Annotated in this window: 17 protein-coding genes; 7 read left to right on the forward strand and 10 right to left on the reverse strand. The window is 58.7% G+C overall.

Annotation, left to right across the window (positions count from 1 at the left end; all coding sequences use genetic code 11):
• Nucleotides 1-16: 16 nt before the first annotated feature.
• The gene (locus AB4N74_RS13700) at nucleotides 17-730 is read right to left on the reverse strand and encodes a FadR/GntR family transcriptional regulator (protein WP_093433993.1); all 714 of its coding nucleotides are present in this window, start codon (nucleotides 728-730) and stop codon (nucleotides 17-19) included.
• Nucleotides 731-1,077: 347 nt separating this feature from the next.
• Between AB4N74_RS13700 and AB4N74_RS13705 the strand changes: the two genes are divergently transcribed.
• Entirely contained in the window at nucleotides 1,078-2,424 is a 1,347-nt protein-coding gene (locus AB4N74_RS13705; RefSeq protein ID WP_186624143.1) for an MFS transporter, read from the forward strand.
• A gap of 39 nt (nucleotides 2,425-2,463) precedes the next feature.
• The gene (gene gudD, locus AB4N74_RS13710) at nucleotides 2,464-3,807 is read left to right on the forward strand and encodes a glucarate dehydratase (RefSeq protein ID WP_122597342.1); all 1,344 of its coding nucleotides are present in this window, start codon (nucleotides 2,464-2,466) and stop codon (nucleotides 3,805-3,807) included.
• Between the two features lie 122 nt (nucleotides 3,808-3,929).
• On the opposite strand, the gene AB4N74_RS13715 is transcribed toward gudD, so the two are convergent.
• Complete coding sequence (locus AB4N74_RS13715) at nucleotides 3,930-4,802, reverse strand: LysR family transcriptional regulator (protein WP_460100759.1); 873 nt, start codon at nucleotides 4,800-4,802, stop codon at nucleotides 3,930-3,932.
• A gap of 160 nt (nucleotides 4,803-4,962) precedes the next feature.
• Here AB4N74_RS13715 and ampC point away from each other — a divergent pair, with 160 nt between their 5' ends.
• Nucleotides 4,963-6,129 (forward strand): class C beta-lactamase, encoded by a 1,167-nt coding sequence (gene ampC, locus AB4N74_RS13720; RefSeq protein WP_460100762.1) that lies wholly within the window; start codon nucleotides 4,963-4,965, stop codon nucleotides 6,127-6,129.
• A 63-nt stretch (nucleotides 6,130-6,192) separates the two neighbouring features.
• Here the strand turns inward: ampC and AB4N74_RS13725 are convergent, their stop codons facing one another.
• A complete protein-coding gene (locus AB4N74_RS13725) occupies nucleotides 6,193-6,459 on the reverse strand; it encodes a hypothetical protein (RefSeq protein WP_194935582.1) in 267 nt (88 codons plus the stop codon).
• Nucleotides 6,460-6,475: 16 nt separating this feature from the next.
• Nucleotides 6,476-6,802 (reverse strand): DUF6124 family protein, encoded by a 327-nt coding sequence (locus tag AB4N74_RS13730; protein WP_460100765.1) that lies wholly within the window; start codon nucleotides 6,800-6,802, stop codon nucleotides 6,476-6,478.
• 472 nt (nucleotides 6,803-7,274) lie between these two features.
• On the opposite strand from AB4N74_RS13730, the gene AB4N74_RS13735 reads away from it, so the two are divergent.
• Nucleotides 7,275-7,625 (forward strand): AAA family ATPase, encoded by a 351-nt coding sequence (locus AB4N74_RS13735; RefSeq protein WP_460100768.1) that lies wholly within the window; start codon nucleotides 7,275-7,277, stop codon nucleotides 7,623-7,625.
• Nucleotides 7,626-7,757: 132 nt separating this feature from the next.
• Here the strand turns inward: AB4N74_RS13735 and AB4N74_RS13740 are convergent, their stop codons facing one another.
• Nucleotides 7,758-8,000 carry a hypothetical protein gene (locus AB4N74_RS13740; protein WP_460100771.1) on the reverse strand — a complete coding sequence of 81 codons (243 nt, stop codon included), beginning with the start codon at nucleotides 7,998-8,000 and terminating at the stop codon, nucleotides 7,758-7,760.
• Between AB4N74_RS13740 and AB4N74_RS13745 the strand changes: the two genes are divergently transcribed.
• Nucleotides 8,001-8,408, forward strand: coding sequence for an AAA family ATPase (locus AB4N74_RS13745; protein ID WP_460100774.1), 408 nt, complete (start codon nucleotides 8,001-8,003; stop codon nucleotides 8,406-8,408). It begins immediately after the preceding gene.
• Between the two features lie 154 nt (nucleotides 8,409-8,562).
• On the opposite strand, the gene AB4N74_RS13750 is transcribed toward AB4N74_RS13745, so the two are convergent.
• Nucleotides 8,563-9,126 (reverse strand): DUF4174 domain-containing protein, encoded by a 564-nt coding sequence (locus tag AB4N74_RS13750; protein WP_093433972.1) that lies wholly within the window; start codon nucleotides 9,124-9,126, stop codon nucleotides 8,563-8,565.
• A 208-nt stretch (nucleotides 9,127-9,334) separates the two neighbouring features.
• Between AB4N74_RS13750 and AB4N74_RS13755 the strand changes: the two genes are divergently transcribed.
• Nucleotides 9,335-9,799: a GNAT family N-acetyltransferase gene (locus tag AB4N74_RS13755; RefSeq protein WP_460100777.1), complete on the forward strand. Its 465-nt coding sequence runs from the start codon at nucleotides 9,335-9,337 to the stop codon at nucleotides 9,797-9,799.
• A 36-nt stretch (nucleotides 9,800-9,835) separates the two neighbouring features.
• On the opposite strand, the gene AB4N74_RS13760 is transcribed toward AB4N74_RS13755, so the two are convergent.
• The 4 genes from AB4N74_RS13760 to AB4N74_RS13775 all read right to left on the reverse strand — a co-directional run bounded on the left by AB4N74_RS13760 (nucleotide 9,836) and on the right by AB4N74_RS13775 (nucleotide 13,345).
• Nucleotides 9,836-10,162 (reverse strand): hypothetical protein, encoded by a 327-nt coding sequence (locus tag AB4N74_RS13760; RefSeq protein ID WP_180698828.1) that lies wholly within the window; start codon nucleotides 10,160-10,162, stop codon nucleotides 9,836-9,838.
• Between the two features lie 7 nt (nucleotides 10,163-10,169).
• A complete protein-coding gene (locus AB4N74_RS13765; RefSeq protein WP_034154648.1) occupies nucleotides 10,170-10,955 on the reverse strand; it encodes a sulfite exporter TauE/SafE family protein in 786 nt (261 codons plus the stop codon).
• A gap of 229 nt (nucleotides 10,956-11,184) precedes the next feature.
• A complete protein-coding gene (locus AB4N74_RS13770) occupies nucleotides 11,185-12,399 on the reverse strand; it encodes an MFS transporter (RefSeq protein WP_460100781.1) in 1,215 nt (404 codons plus the stop codon).
• A 196-nt stretch (nucleotides 12,400-12,595) separates the two neighbouring features.
• Nucleotides 12,596-13,345, reverse strand: coding sequence for a hypothetical protein (locus AB4N74_RS13775; protein WP_095051023.1), 750 nt, complete (start codon nucleotides 13,343-13,345; stop codon nucleotides 12,596-12,598).
• 278 nt (nucleotides 13,346-13,623) lie between these two features.
• Between AB4N74_RS13775 and AB4N74_RS13780 the strand changes: the two genes are divergently transcribed.
• Nucleotides 13,624-14,772 carry an aldose epimerase family protein gene (locus AB4N74_RS13780; RefSeq protein ID WP_257355602.1) on the forward strand — a complete coding sequence of 383 codons (1,149 nt, stop codon included), beginning with the start codon at nucleotides 13,624-13,626 and terminating at the stop codon, nucleotides 14,770-14,772.
• Nucleotides 14,773-14,845 lie beyond the last annotated feature (73 nt).

The following is a 14,845-nucleotide window of genomic DNA, read 5'->3' on the forward strand; positions in this document are numbered from 1 at the left end:
AACAGACCAACGGCCATCAACCCCGCGCGGAAAACCGGTCGCGGCTGTTGGTCAGATGCAGCCACATGGCCGCGCGCGCGGCGTCCGCATCCTGACGTTTGATCGCATTCAGAATCGCCTCATGTTCCAGATGGGCCAGTTGCCCGAGCTTGCTCAGATCCGCCGCGCCACGTTCAGCAGCATTGAGGCGATGACGCGGAATCATCGCGCTGCCCAAGTGCTGCATGATCTCGCTGAAGCAAACATTGCCGGTGGCCTCGGCGATCAGCAGATGAAAACGCCGATCCGCTTCGACGCAACTGTCGTTGTTGTCGAGCAGCCGCTGATAGTCATCCAGCGCCTGACGCATCTGCAGCACTTGCGCTTCCGTGCGCCGCTGCGCCGCCAGCGCCGCCGCTTGGGTTTCCAGGCCCAGACGCAGTTCGAGAATGCTGCGCACACCGAGCGCCGTGTCGACATTCAGGCGTAAGCCCTGCTCCGCAACACGCTCGATGACAAAGGTGCCGATGCCGTGGCGCGTCTCCACCAGCCCGGAGGCCTGCAACTTGGAAATCGCCTCGCGCACCACCGTGCGGCTGACCCCGTGTTCCTGAACGATGGAATTCTCTGACGGCAGCTTGTCGCCGGGCGATAGCTGACCGAGCAGGATGCTTTGCGTGAGCTTCTCCACCAGGTCATGGGCGAGGTTGTGCGCACGTTTACGGGCGGGAGCGTCGAGGTCTTCTTGCATGATCGGTTCCGGTGATCGGGGGCTTGTGGATCGTAGCATCCTGCGGGGATGACGAAATTGAGTCTAGCGGCTCAACTTGTATGACAACACTCAAATAAACGGAAATACCTTCAAACACTCCTGACAAACAGAAGCGCGTCCCCCTGGGGGGTGACGCGATGCTCTACGCCTTAAAAAACCCAGCAAACATTGATCATTAACGCAAAAAAGCATAAAAAACCGGCATCCCAGAGAAAAATAATCGGCCAACCCTACTTGTCGGACAAAATTTCTCAGTTGTATGATGTCTAGCAACAATGCAGCACCTGCCCTACCCCGCATAAAAATAATCAGTGGGAGAAAACCAAGTGAAAACCTCCGTCTCCGGGATGAACGAGGGCGTCGATTCGACACTCGCGTCGGCCATCTCGAAAGTGAAACGCCACGTCCTGCCGCTTTTCGTGATCATGTTCATCGTCAATTACATTGACCGAGTGAACATCGGTTTCGTCCGCACTCACATGGAACATGACCTCGGTATTGGTGCCGCCGCTTATGGCTTCGGCGCCGGCCTGTTCTTCATCGGTTACGCGCTGTTCGAAGTCCCCTCCAACATGCTGCTGCAGAAAGTCGGTGCACGCATCTGGCTGACCCGCATCATGTTCACCTGGGGCCTGGTCGCCGCCGGCATGGCCTTCATCCAGAACGAAACCCACTTCTATGTGTTGCGCTTTTTGCTCGGCGTGGCCGAGGCCGGGTTCTTTCCCGGGGTGATCTACTACTTCACCCGCTGGTTACCCGGCGCCGAACGCGGCAAGGCGATTGCGATCTTCCTCAGCGGCTCCGCCGTGGCCTCGTTGATCTCCGGCCCGTTGTCCGGTCTGCTCCTGCAAATCAACGGGCTGGGCATGCACGGCTGGCAATGGATGTACTTCATTGAAGGGATGTTTTCCGTGTGCCTGTGCGTGTTCGTCTGGTTCTGGCTCGACGCCAAACCCCACGACGCGAAATGGCTGACCCGCGCCGAACAGGACGCCCTGGTCAACGCCATCGATGCTGAACAGAAGGCCCGCGAAGCCGCGACGCCGATCCGGCCATCGATGGGCAAACTGCTCAAGGACCGCCAGATCATCCTGTTCTGCCTGATCTACTTCTTCATTCAGTTGACCATTTACGCGGCAACCTTCTGGCTGCCGAGCATCATCAAGAAAATGGGCGAGATGAGCGACTTCCAGGTCGGCCTGTTCAACTCGATTCCGTGGTTGCTGTCGATCATCGGCATGTACGCCTTCGCCTCGTTCTCGGCCAAGTGGAAACACCAACAGGCGTGGGTCGCCACCGCCCTGTTGATCGCCGCTGCGGGGATGTTCATGTCCACTACCGGCGGGCCGATCTTCGCTTTCGTTGCGATTTGCTTTGCTGCGCTGGGGTTCAAATCCGCCTCATCGCTGTTCTGGCCGATTCCGCAGGCGTACCTGGATGCGCGCATCGCTGCGGCGGTGATCGCGCTGATCAACTCGGTGGGCAACCTTGGCGGCTTCGTCGCGCCAACCACGTTCGGCCTGCTCGAAGAACACACCGGCTCGATTCAGGGCGGCCTCTATGGGCTGGCCGCGACCTCGATCATCGCCGCGATCATCGTCTTCTTCGCGCGCACCACGCCGAAACCTGCTGCCGACATCGCCGTGGTCGAGACCGCGCCGAAACACGCCTGACGTCCATTGTTAAAGATTGCGTATTAAAAGGATAAGAACATGACCGCACACGACACCGCCAAAGCCCCGATCATCACCGACATGCAAGTCATCCCGGTGGCCGGCCACGACGGCATGCTGCTCAATCTGAGCGGCGCCCACGGGCCGTTTTTCACCCGCAATATCGTCATCCTCAAGGACAACGCCGGCCACACCGGCGTCGGTGAAGTACCCGGTGGCGAGCGCATTCGCCAGACCCTGGAAGACGCGCGCAGCCTGGTGGTCGGCAGCCCGATCGGCACGTATCAGAAGATCCTCAATCAAGTGCGCCAGACCTTCGCCGACCGCGATGCCGGTGGCCGTGGCCTGCAGACTTTTGACCTGCGCATCACCATTCACGCGGTCACCGGTCTTGAAGCCGCCCTGCTCGATCTGCTCGGTCAGCATCTCGATGTACCGGTGGCGGCACTGCTTGGCGAAGGTCAGCAACGCGACGAAGTGAAGATGCTCGGTTATCTGTTTTACGTCGGTGATCAGCGCGAAACCGACCTCGCCTACCGCAGCGAACCGGACGCCGACAACGACTGGTTCCGCGTGCGTCACGAGAAGGCCATGACCGCCGAAGCCGTGGTCCGCCTCGCCGAAGCGGCCCACGCGAAATACGGTTTCAAGGACTTCAAACTCAAGGGCGGCGTTCTCAGTGGCGATGCCGAAATCGAAGCGGTCACAGCGCTGGCCGAACGCTTTCCTGATGCGCGCATCACCCTCGATCCGAACGGCGCGTGGTCACTGAAAGAAGCCATTCGCCTGTGCCGCGATCAGCATCAGGTGCTCGCCTACGCCGAAGACCCGTGCGGCGCGGAAAACGGTTATTCCGGTCGAGAGGTGATGGCCGAGTTTCGTCGTGCCACGGGGCTGAAAACCGCCACCAACATGATCGCCACTGACTGGCGTGAGATGGGTCATGCGATCCAGTTGCAGTCGGTGGACATTCCGCTGGCCGACCCGCATTTCTGGACCATGCAAGGTTCGGTGCGCGTGGCGCAGATGTGCCATGAATGGGGGCTGACCTGGGGTTCGCATTCCAACAACCACTTCGATATCTCGCTGGCGATGTTCACCCATGTCGCTGCCGCCGCACCGGGCGAGATCACCGCGATCGACACCCACTGGATCTGGCAGGACGGCCAGCGGTTGACCAAGGCGCCGCTGCAAATCGTCGATGGTCTGGTGCAGGTGCCGAAAAAACCGGGGCTGGGTGTCGAGCTGGACATGGACCAGGTGGCCAAGGCTCATGAGCTATATAAAGGCATGGGCCTCGGCGCGCGGGATGACAGCGTGGCGATGCAGTTTTTGATTCCGGGCTGGAAGTTCGATAACAAGCGGCCGTGTCTGGTGCGCTGATCTCCAATCCACCACGGTCCCTGTAGGAGTGAGCCTGCTCGCGATAGCGGTGTGTCAGTTGATACCAATTTTGACTGACACACCGCTATCGCGAGCAGGCTCACTCCTACAAGGGTTTTGCATTAACCAGAGATTTGCAGCAGCCAGTTTTTGAAAGCGAACATCGCCGCTGTTTCAGGGCGCGATTGCAACCGCGTCAACCAGTAACTCCCCGTCGTAATCTCAATCGCAAACGGCTGACAAATCGCCTCCGCCGCCAGTTGCCGGGCGAACATCAGCGGCGGCGCCAACGCCACCCCACTGCCCTGCAACGCCGCTTCCATCATCGCCAGCGATGAATCAAAAACGATGCTCTGCGGCGGCGCAGCCTGGGTCGCCAAACCGGCAGCCTGAAACCACTCCGGCCATTCATCGGTGCGATAGGAACGCAGCAGCGTTTGTTGCAGCAAATCCCCCGGCGATTGCAATTGCCGAGCGATCTCCGGCACGCACAACACCGACAGCGGCGCATCGAGCAAACGCGTCGCCTCAATGCCATGCCACGCCCCGGCACCGAAGCGAATGGCGTAATCCAAACCCTCAGCGGCGACATCCACGCGATTGTTGTTGGTCGACAGCCGCAAATCTATGAGCGGATGTTTCGTCCGGAAGTCCGCCAGCCTCGGCAACAGCCAACCCACGGCGAACGTACCCACCGCGCCAACGGTCAACATTTCGCGGTACTGTCCGCCAGCGAGGCGTTCCAGAATCTGCGCGATGTGATCGAACGAGGTGCTCAGCACCGGCAGCAAGGTTTCACCCTCACTGGTCAGCATCAGCCCACGGGGCAGGCGTTTGAACAGGGTGACGTTGAGTTGCGCCTCAAGGCTTTTCACCTGATGGCTGACCGCCGCTTGCGTGACGCACAGCTCCACGGCGGCGCGAGTGAAACTCAAATGACGCGCGGACGCTTCAAAGGCACGCAGCGCGTTGAGCGGCAATTGCGGTCGAATCATGCCCAGTCCCAAATTTTTCTAATGGCTCGTGCGAATTTTCGTCGTTTGTCGATTGGCGCCGCGCTGACTAAATTGGCGGCGCTGATCGGTCGCCCAACGAAGAAATCGCCCGCAGTGTAGCGGGATAACGTCATCAACACTCATGGAGAGTGGTTCATTCATGTCATCCATTCAATCGAGCAAAGTCATTTCCTGCGCCGCTTTCGGTCTGCTCTTCGGCACCAGTGCCTGCTTCGCCGCCGTGCCCGACGATGCGCAACTGTCAGCGCTGGTCAACGCAGCGGTGACGCCGGTGATGCAGCAACAGAACGTTCCCGGCCTCACCGTAGCGCTGACCATCAACGGCAAGGCGCATTACTTTAACTACGGCGTCGCCAGTAAAGACACCGGGCAGAAAGTCAGCGAAAACACCCTGTTCGAAATCGGCTCGGTGAGCAAAACCTTCACCGCCACCCTCGCCGGTTACGCCCTGGCGACGGGCAAACTCGATCTGTCGACCAAGGCCAGTCAGCTCTGGCCTGATCTGAAAGGCAGCGCCTTCGATAACATCAGCGTGCTGCAACTGGGCACCTACAGCGCCGGCGGTTTGCCGCTGCAATTCCCGGACAGTGCGGATTCGTCTGACAAGATGCTCGGCTATTTCCAACAGTGGAAACCGGTATATCCCGCCGGCAGCCATCGCCAGTACTCCAATCCGAGTCTGGGCCTGTTCGGTTATCTGGCCGCTCAAAGCCTCGGCCAGCCGTTTGATCAGGCGATGACACAAACCCTGCTGCCTAAACTCGGTTTGCAGCACACCTACCTCAGCGTGCCGGCCGCGCAAATGGACCTGTATGCGCAGGGCTATGACAAGAACGGCAAACCGGTGCGCGTCACCCCCGGCGCCCTGGATTCGCAGGCCTACGGGGTGAAAACCAGCGCGGTGGACATGCTGCGTTACGTGCAGGCCAACTTGAAACCTGAAGCGCTGGAAGCCTCCCTGCAAAAAACCATCGCCAACACCCACACCGGGTACTACACCGTCGGCGACATGACCCAAGGCCTCGGTTGGGAAATGTACCGCTACCCGATCAGCCTCGACCGTTTACTGGCGGGCAACTCGACGGAAATGGCCATGGAAGCACACAAAGTGCAGTGGCTGAATACGCCGCAACCGCAGCCACAGGATGTGTTGATCAACAAGACCGGCTCTACCGGTGGTTTCGGGACTTACGTGGCGTTTGTGCCGAGCAAGGATGTTGGCATCGTGATCATGGCCAACAAGAACTTCCCGATTCCTGAGCGGGTGAAGATCGCCCATAAGATTCTCAGTGCTGTCGCCGATTAAAAGTTTCGCGTCAGGCAATAAAAATGGGCGACCTTTCAAGGTCGCCCTTTTTCGTTTCAGCCTTTAAAGCTGTGCCTGCAACTTCCAGCCGATGACATCCATCAAGTCGCAACTGTCCCGCAACGGGATCGCCATCACCCGGGCGAAATCCTGTAGCAGTAATGCGTCGTGGCCCTTGCCGTCTCCCAGCGCCAAGGTCTCCATTAATTGCGTCACACAGCGCAAACGGTAAGCCGCTGTGCCGTGCAGCACATCCACCGGTGCTTCGCTGTCGATCAACAGACTGGGAATCTTGCAGTCGATCCCGGTAATCGGAATGTATCGCGCCATGTTTGAACCTCCCTGTTCATTGTTGCGTCGCCGCCGGTGGATCGAGATTGTCCAGCGCTCGGTTGACCAGCAACTCGCCGAGTACGGCCAACTGCTGAATCGACAAGGCAAGGCTACGCGGCGAACCTTGCAGTTCAGCGGCCAGGTCGGTGGTCAGGACGTTCAATGAAGCGAGGGTTTCGCAAGCGTGGCAGAGCAGCGTGGGGGTATCGATATCGGGGAGGATGGTGAAGAGGTGGCTGATGGGATCGGGGTGACGGGGGTTGCGTAAGCGGGGGTTGTTGGCGTCGAAGGACCCTGAATCCATGGGGGATTCGGGGGGACTTGGAGTGTGTTTTTTCATTAGTAAATCCTCGGGACATTCAAAGAAAAAACTGCCGAACTCACTTCCACGAGAGGGTGGCAGCTTTGCGCAGGGGTGGAAGTCCGGGGAAACCCGAGGAACCCGGTGCACTCGAGAGTGCTCCTGCGCATCGCTGCCATAAGCAAACAATGTTGGCATAAAAACCACCAACATGTGTTTACAGGCGCAACGCGCTCTCGGGAATCACCGGACTTCCACATCCGACCACTGTGTTTTGCAGCGGCCCAAGAAGACTATCCCTCCTCCCCCAACCCCACCAGTTCACCACCGCCGCCGTGACTTGCAGGAAAAATCCGCGCGACCTGAAGGAGCTTTGTGTAAGACATTTCGGCCGGCACATGCTGCAACGACTTTGTATTAGCGAATGAATTTGTTGTATCTACACTGCATCGAGTCAATCTTTGGACGAGGATGGCGTCGGGCAAAAAACAGTCATTCGAAGGGCGCAGTGATGGAAATCAAAAGTTTGAAACTTGCGGATGTCGGACACTTTGGCGACATGGATATTCAGTTTGCCCCTACCCCGACACACCGTTCGAACATCACGGTGCTGGTAGGAAATAACGGCAGCGGAAAAACCACCATTCTCAAATCCCTGAATATTTGTCTGAGCTGGCTGATCGCAAAAATTCGCTCCAATAAAGGCAATGGCAAATACCTTGTCGATGAAGATATTCGCAACGGCGCCTCAGGAGCTGTCCTCTCGATTGGCATCACCGACGTTTCACATCCGCGCGCAGCTGAGAGTGGTGCGGGTTCCGAAAACGAATTGTTCGTATGGGGCGCTGCCCGAAGTCGCTAAGAAGGTGCTGTTTCGGGCCGTGGATATTTAAACGAAGTCAGACTGCTTGCAGACCACTACCGCACTCAACTCACCGCCGACGATAGTGCCTCACTCCCGCTGATCGCTTATTACCCGGCCGAACGTTGCGTTTTAGAAGTCCCGCTGAAAATCAGCGGCAAACAAGCCTTCGATCAACTCGACGGCTACGACACCAGTTTTCACGGGGGTGCCGATTTTGGCAGTTTTTTCGAATGGTTCCGCGAACGCGAAGACAGCGAAAACGAAGACGGGATTTCCGATACCGCACTGGCCGAAATCGCGGAAAAATTCGGTACTGACAGCGACGCCTGGAAAACGCTGGCCAATGTGAAAGCCTCCACTCGCGATCGCCAATTGACTGCCGTTCGTTCGGCCCTGACTGCATTCATGCCGGACTTCACTAACCTGCGCGTGCAACGCAAACCGCATTTGCATATGGCTATCGACAAGCATGGCGCGACATTCAATGTCACTCAGCTCTCGCTTGGCGAAAAGTCGATGATTGCGTTGGTGGGTGACATGGCCAGGCGTCTGGCGATGATGAATCCATCGATGGACAACCCGCTGCACGGCGACGGCATTGTTCTGATCGACGATGTGGAATTGCGCATGGATCCGCAATGGCAGCTCGGTCTGATTGCACAGTTAAGTACGACCTTTCCCAATTGCCAGTTCGTGTTGACCACGCATTCTCCACTGGTCGTAGGTGATACCAAAGGTGTGCTGGTTTACCTGCTTGATGAGGGCGATAGCCGTGGGTAGACAGGTTGCAGTGAGGCTTCGGTGTCCGCAAATATGTAGGAGTGAGCCTGCTCGCGATAGCGGTGTATCAGTCAACGCTGATGGTGACTGATACACCGCTATCGCGAGCAGGCTCACTCCTACAGGGGACGCGTTTTATTCAGTGACTGTGCGATCAATCATCCGGCATTTCCGGCGGCTTGCTCGGTTTCGCAGGCTTGGTCGGCTTCGCGTTCTTCGCGCCTTTGGCAGGTTCCGGCGTAGCAGCGACCGGCACCTGAGCCGCAGCGGCTGCTTCCTTCTCGGCCATCGGCATGGCATCGATGGTGTCGAAGATTTTTTTCAAATCCACTGCCTTCGCTTCATCCCCCGAAGCCGAGAGTTTGGTCTCGCCGTCCTTGCCCACCAGGAACACTTTCGGATACGCCCCGGCGCCCAGTTTCAGCGAGCGCAGCAGCGCCATGGTGTCTTGCTGGCCCATGTCCTTGCCGTCGAGCTGGCCGGACATGTTGAGGATGGTGTAGACCTTGATGTTGCGGTCGGCTACGCCTTTTTTGTTCGCGGGGTCTTCCAGCGACTTTTTCAGGCTTACCCACACGGGGTCGACCGTGCTTTGTGCGATCACGATCAGCGGTCGGGCGCGGCCCATGTCCCCGGCGATGGGCGAATCGTTGTCAGCGGCGAACAAGGGGCCGGCAATCGCCAGCAAGAGTGTCAGGGTCAATGACCTGATGAGCATGCGCATCTCCTTTTGATATCCACGCTCTAATGATTGCGCATCGTGGCGATTGTTCCGGGACAACCCGGCAAATATCTTCCGCCTAGTCAGAAGCTTAGGACAGGCGCGACATTGCGCAACATATCCGAGGTGATCGCAACGCGGATTTGATTACCTTTTATGACCGCATTAGGGTGGTGGTTCTGCCAATGGAATGGAGTTCAGCCACATGCACATCGATTACCTGTGCGATCACCGCGAATTGATCGAAGAACTGGCCACGCTCAACTTCAAGGAGTGGGGCGAGTTTCGTCCCGGGCAAACCGTCGAGGACCGTATCGAACACATGCGCGAATCCTGCGGCAAAGGCGCAGTGCCCAGCGTGGTGGTAGCGCTTGAGGGTTCACGTTTGCTGGGCGGCGCGCTGCTGATCGAAAGCGATCTGAAGCTGCGACCGAACCTGACGCCATGGCTGGCCGGGGTTTACGTGAAGGCTGAGGAACGCGGTCGCGGGATTGCTTCGCAACTGGTCAATCGAGTGGTTGCAGAAGCGGCGGCGCTGGGTGTGCCTGAGTTGTATCTGTACACCGACACGTCGCAGTCGCTATATGCGCGGCTGGGTTGGGAAGTGGTTGAAGAACTGGTGTACGACGATTTGCCGGTGACGATAATGAAATACGTCATTCTGCGTTAACCCGTGGTGAGGCGGCGCGCCGCAAGCTGTGCCGCCTCAGTCTAGCGCTGAATCGAGTGTCGAAAGCAATTGCGAAGGGTCGACGGGTTGTCCACCGAGCTTGAGTTCACCGCTGTCGAGTTCAACGCTCAACCTCACCGACGCCCGATCACCCGGGTACTTGCGCAGCACCAGCGCGAGGCCATTGGCCGTCTCGTCGACGGTACCGAGCAAATCCCACAGGCTCTCGCTCAGATCCAGCAGCACTTGCTGGCGCTGCAGATCGACCGCACGCGGCGCATACAGCCAATGGCTCATACGCATTTCACGCGGTTCGACGGTGATGGCGAGACGGCCATCGCAATGGACAGTGGTTTCACTCATGGCCAGATCAGAACGCCAGTTTGTAACCGATCAACACCAGCATCGTCGCCAGGCACGGGCGCAGCACTTCATCGGAGATGCGTCCGGTCAGGTGACTGCCGAGCCAGATGCCCGGCAACGAGCCAACCAGCAAGAAGCCCAGCACCCCCCAATCCATATTGCCCATGCTGGCGTGGCCGAGGCCTGCAACCAGGGTCAGCGGCACGGCGTGGGCGATTTCGGTGCCGACCAGACGGCGGGTCGGCAGTAGCGGATAGAGGATGAACAGCGCAACGGTGCCCAGGGCGCCCGCGCCGATCGAGGTCAGGGCGACCATGGTGCCGAGAATCAGACCGGTGATCACGGTCATCACGTTCAACCGCGAACCGCTCGGGTTGTAGTTGCCGCCAGCGCGTTTGTGGGCGAAGTCGAGCAAGCGTTTCTTGAAGAAGATCGCCAGCGCCGTGGCGAACAGGACGAAGCCCAGCGCCTGCTTGATGATGGCGTTCATCGCGTCCGGCGCGGTGTGCAGGGTGCTGAGGAACCACAAGGTCATGGCCACCGCCGGCACACTGCCGAGGGTCAGCCAACCGGTGATGGCCCAGTCGATGTTCTTGTTTTTGCGATGGACGAGGACGCCACTGGATTTGGTAATGGCGGCGTACAGCAGGTCAGTGCCCACCGCCGTTGCCGGGTTGATGCCGAACCACAGCAGGATCGGCGTCATCAACGAACCACCGCCGACACCGGTCATGCCGACAATAAAACCCACCACCAGCCCGGCAATCACCAGGCCGAAATTTGCCAATTCCATTAAACCGTCCAGAAAAACGACAGGAAAAATCTGGCCCGCAGCATAGCGATTTTTCTTATAACCACATATATCGATGCGGTCTATCGTTATGCCATATTGAACTCACCATCGCTTTACTGTAGGAGTGAGCCTGCTCGCGATAGCGGTTTATCTGTAACGAGTTCAGTGACTGAAACACCGCTATCGCGAGCAGGCTCACTCCTACAAGGGGATCTCGGTGTGCCGCAGATCAGTGCACCCGCCGTCCCGGTTTGAAACTGTGGTTTTTGTTGACCCACACCGTGGCCAGCGCGATCAGCGACAAAATCAGCAACGCCCACGGAAACGACATCGCCCCGGCCCGATCCAGCAACAACCCGCCAAACAAGCCGCCGCCGGCAATCGCTACGTTCCAAGAGGTGGTGAGCATCGCCTGCACCACGTCGACGTGATCACCGGCCGAGTCCGCCGCTGAGGTCAGCAGCAACGTGGCCGAGCCACCAAACGACAGGCCCCACACCGCCATGCAGGCATAAATGATCAGCGGTGACGGCGCTGCCACTGCCAACACCAGCGCGGTCAACGCAAACACCGCGAGGCTGATCAACGTCAGCCAGCGCAACCAGCGATCCACCAGCAGACCAATGATCCAGATCCCGCCCAGCGAACACAGGCCAAACACCAACAGCACCAGATCAACCCGGTCAGCCAGTCCGGCCTGCATCAGAAACGGCGCGATGTAGGTGTAGAGAATGTTGTGTCCGAGCATCCACGTCAGCACCACGAACAACACCGGTCGCACACCCGGCAGGCGCATCGATTCGAGCAGCGGCAGACGCTCGTCACTGGCCTGCCCCGGACGATCCGGCACCGCGATCACGATCCACGCGGCCAGCACCAGAGCCAGCGCCGACATGATCCCGAACGACGCACGCCAGCCGATCAGATTGCCCAGCCACGTCCCCGCCGGCGTGCCCAGTGACAGCGCCACCGGGGTGCCAAGCATGGCAATCGCCAGTGCTCGACCCTGTTGATGCACTGGCACAATGCCGCGCGCATACCCGGCCATGATCCCCCACGACAGCCCCGCCGCCATCCCGGCGAGGAAGCGCGAAGCCAAGGTCAGACCGTAATGGCTGGAAAACGTGGTGACAGTGTTGAATATCAGAAACCCGCCGACCGTCATCAACAACACCCGCCGCCGAGGCCAACCGCGCGTGGCGACGGTCAGCGGGATCGCCGCGACAATCGAACCCAGCGCGTACAGCGTCACCAGTTGCCCGGCGAGCACTTCGCTGACATCGAGCCCGGCGCCGATCTGCGGCAGCAGCCCGGCGGGCAGGGTTTCGGTGAGGATGGCAATGAAACCGGTCATGGCGAACGCCAGCAACGCGGCATAGGGCAATTTGTCCGCACGGGCGGTGCGGTCGACGCGGCTGAAATCGGCGCTGGCGGGGTCGGTCATGACGGGTGCGGCTCCATTTTGATCAATAGCGGTGACGGATTGTATACAAAAATCACCTGCACTATTGATTCAATGTGGGAGCGAGCCTGCTCGCGAATGCGGTCTTTCAGGCACTGAAGTGTTGATTGATCCACCGCTTTCGCGAGCAGGCTCGCTCCCACATTGGATCTCTGCACTCCCCAGGTTCTCGTGGAACTCACTGCACGGGCAGGAAATTCAGGAAGAGCAGACTTTGCGCGTAGTTGAGGCCGATCCGCCGATAACGCTCATCAAGCATCTGCGTGATCAGGTCCAGGCGCGCGACGATTTTGCCGAACTCGGTGGCGAAACTCAGGTTGCTGCCCTCCTCCGAGATCTCATTGGAAAACAGCAGCGGCTGCCCTTCCTTGTTCTGCCGCTGGGACAAAATCCACGTGGCTTTTTCGATATTGCGTGCAGCGTTGTGAACGAACGTCGGGTTGATCGCATCGGTCATGTAGAACTCAGTGCGATTGCCATGGGCGGTGACCAGCATGCTGCCGATGGCATAGATGAACGCGCCGACACGGTCGCCGAGAAACTCCGGACTCATCGCATAGCTGAGCGCCGCCAGATCTTTTCGACCGCCAAGCACCGGCAACGGCTGTTGCTGCTCCACGGCCATCCGCACCTGCTTCACAGCGGCATGGATGTTGAGGAACCCTGACTTGCGCAGCTCGTCCGGGTTGCGCAGGTACAGCTTGGCTTGCAAGCGATAGAGGCTGCTGAGGTTGTCGCGCATCGCCAACGTGGCCATGCGGTCGACGCTGGTCTGCAGGAACTCCTGCGGCTTCCCTTCACGCATCTGATTGAAGAAGCCGTTGCCGTCCTGGTGACTGCAACCGCTGAACAGCAGCGACGACAAACAGGCCAGCAACAGGCACGGGCGGCGGAAAAAAGCAGCGATCAGGGCAAAAGCTCTCGGCATGAAATCTCGAACAGGCACATTCCTGTGCGGCGGGAGTCACCGCATCCTGGCCATGGATAGAGCCGCCGATTGCGAAAAAGTGCAGTGCACCGAATGCCCGGTCGTCCTTCCACCTGCCACGATCTGCAATTTAGTCTGTCTTTATTGTTGAAATAAACGATTAATCAGCTATAAATTTTCACCTGATGAGTATTTAGTATGACTACTTTGTTTTTTCGGTGATCAACATACCGATAGAACGCCGCTTTCAAAAACAACAACAAAAAGGAAGGTCTACCATGCTTCAATCCCGTCACCTGCTCTCCGGCCTCGGACTGTCCCTGATGATCGCCACTCTCTCCGCCAACGCGGCCGGCCTCAGCGCCGAACACAAAGCCTTCGGCAAAACCAATGACGGCACGCCCGTCGAGCAATACATCCTGCGCAACAGCCACGGCATGCAAGCCACCGTCATCACCTACGGCGCGACCCTGCAATCGCTGAAAGTCGCCGACAAGCACGGCAAGTTCGACGACGTCGTGCTCGGCTTCGATGATGTCCAGGGTTACCAGAAAGGCACCGCCTACTTCGGCGCAACCATCGGCCGCTTCGGCAATCGCCTCGCCGAAGGTGCCTTCGAACTCGACGGCAAGCGCTATCAAGTGCCGCAGAACGATAAGACCAACGCGCTGCACGGCGGCCCGCAGGGCTTCGACAAGAAAGTCTGGAAGGCACAGGAAACCAAGGACAAGGATTCGGTCGGCGTGACCCTGACCTATCTGTCGGCGGACGGCGAAATGGGTTTCCCCGGCAACCTCACCACCGAGGTGACCTATCGCCTTACCGACAACAACGAACTGCGCATCGACTACAAGGCCAGCACCGACAAACCGACCGTGCTCAACCTGACCAACCACAGCTATTTCAACCTCGCCGGCGCTGGCAATGGCGACATTCTCAAACAGGTCGCCACCCTGCACGCCAGCCATTACACCCCGGTCACCGCCAAACTGATCCCGACCGGCGAACTGGCGCCCGTGGCCGGCACGCCGATGGACTTCACCAAACCGACGGCAATCGGCAAGCACATCAAGGCTGATCATCCGCAGTTGAAATTTGCCGAGCCGAAACAGGGTGGGTTTGATTTCAACTGGGCGCTGGATACCAAGGGCGATATCGGCAAAGTTGCGACTGAGGTGAGTGATCCGCAGTCCGGTCGTGTGCTGCAGTTGTTCACCACGGAACCGGGCGTGCAGTTCTATACCAGCAACTTCCTCGACGGCACGGTCAAGGGCAAGGGTGGCAAGGTCTATCCGCACTGGGGCGCGTTTACCCTGGAGACTCAGCATTATCCGGATTCGCCGAATCAGCCGGACTTCCCGAGTACTCGGCTTGATCCGGGGCAGACTTACAGCCACAGCGTGGTGTTGAAGTTCTCCGCAAAATAACTCGCCCCGCCGTACCTGATCGTTCCCACGCGCAGCAAAGGAATGCCTCAAGGGACGCTCCGCGTTCCAGCTC

It is taken from the genome of Pseudomonas sp. H3_C08, assembly GCF_054669455.1.

Excerpts from the sequence above, each read along its gene's own strand:
- AB4N74_RS13765 (WP_034154648.1), bottom strand. The coding sequence starts at position 10,955 with ATGGAATTGGCAAATTTCGGCCTGGTGATTGCCGGGCTGGTGGTGGGT.
- AB4N74_RS13760 (WP_180698828.1), bottom strand. The coding sequence starts at position 10,162 with ATGAGTGAAACCACTGTCCATTGCGATGGCCGTCTCGCCATCACCGTC.
- AB4N74_RS13735 (WP_460100768.1), top strand. The coding sequence starts at position 7,275 with ATGGAAATCAAAAGTTTGAAACTTGCGGATGTCGGACACTTTGGCGAC.
- AB4N74_RS13700 (WP_093433993.1), bottom strand. The coding sequence starts at position 730 with ATGCAAGAAGACCTCGACGCTCCCGCCCGTAAACGTGCGCACAACCTC.
- ampC (WP_460100762.1), top strand. The coding sequence starts at position 4,963 with ATGTCATCCATTCAATCGAGCAAAGTCATTTCCTGCGCCGCTTTCGGT.
- AB4N74_RS13730 (WP_460100765.1), bottom strand. The coding sequence starts at position 6,802 with ATGAAAAAACACACTCCAAGTCCCCCCGAATCCCCCATGGATTCAGGG.
- AB4N74_RS13775 (WP_095051023.1), bottom strand. The coding sequence starts at position 13,345 with ATGCCGAGAGCTTTTGCCCTGATCGCTGCTTTTTTCCGCCGCCCGTGC.
- AB4N74_RS13770 (WP_460100781.1), bottom strand. The coding sequence starts at position 12,399 with ATGACCGACCCCGCCAGCGCCGATTTCAGCCGCGTCGACCGCACCGCC.
- AB4N74_RS13725 (WP_194935582.1), bottom strand. The coding sequence starts at position 6,459 with ATGGCGCGATACATTCCGATTACCGGGATCGACTGCAAGATTCCCAGT.
- gudD (WP_122597342.1), top strand. The coding sequence starts at position 2,464 with ATGACCGCACACGACACCGCCAAAGCCCCGATCATCACCGACATGCAA.
- AB4N74_RS13755 (WP_460100777.1), top strand. The coding sequence starts at position 9,335 with ATGCACATCGATTACCTGTGCGATCACCGCGAATTGATCGAAGAACTG.
- AB4N74_RS13715 (WP_460100759.1), bottom strand. The coding sequence starts at position 4,802 with ATGATTCGACCGCAATTGCCGCTCAACGCGCTGCGTGCCTTTGAAGCG.
- AB4N74_RS13750 (WP_093433972.1), bottom strand. The coding sequence starts at position 9,126 with ATGCTCATCAGGTCATTGACCCTGACACTCTTGCTGGCGATTGCCGGC.
- AB4N74_RS13780 (WP_257355602.1), top strand. The coding sequence starts at position 13,624 with ATGCTTCAATCCCGTCACCTGCTCTCCGGCCTCGGACTGTCCCTGATG.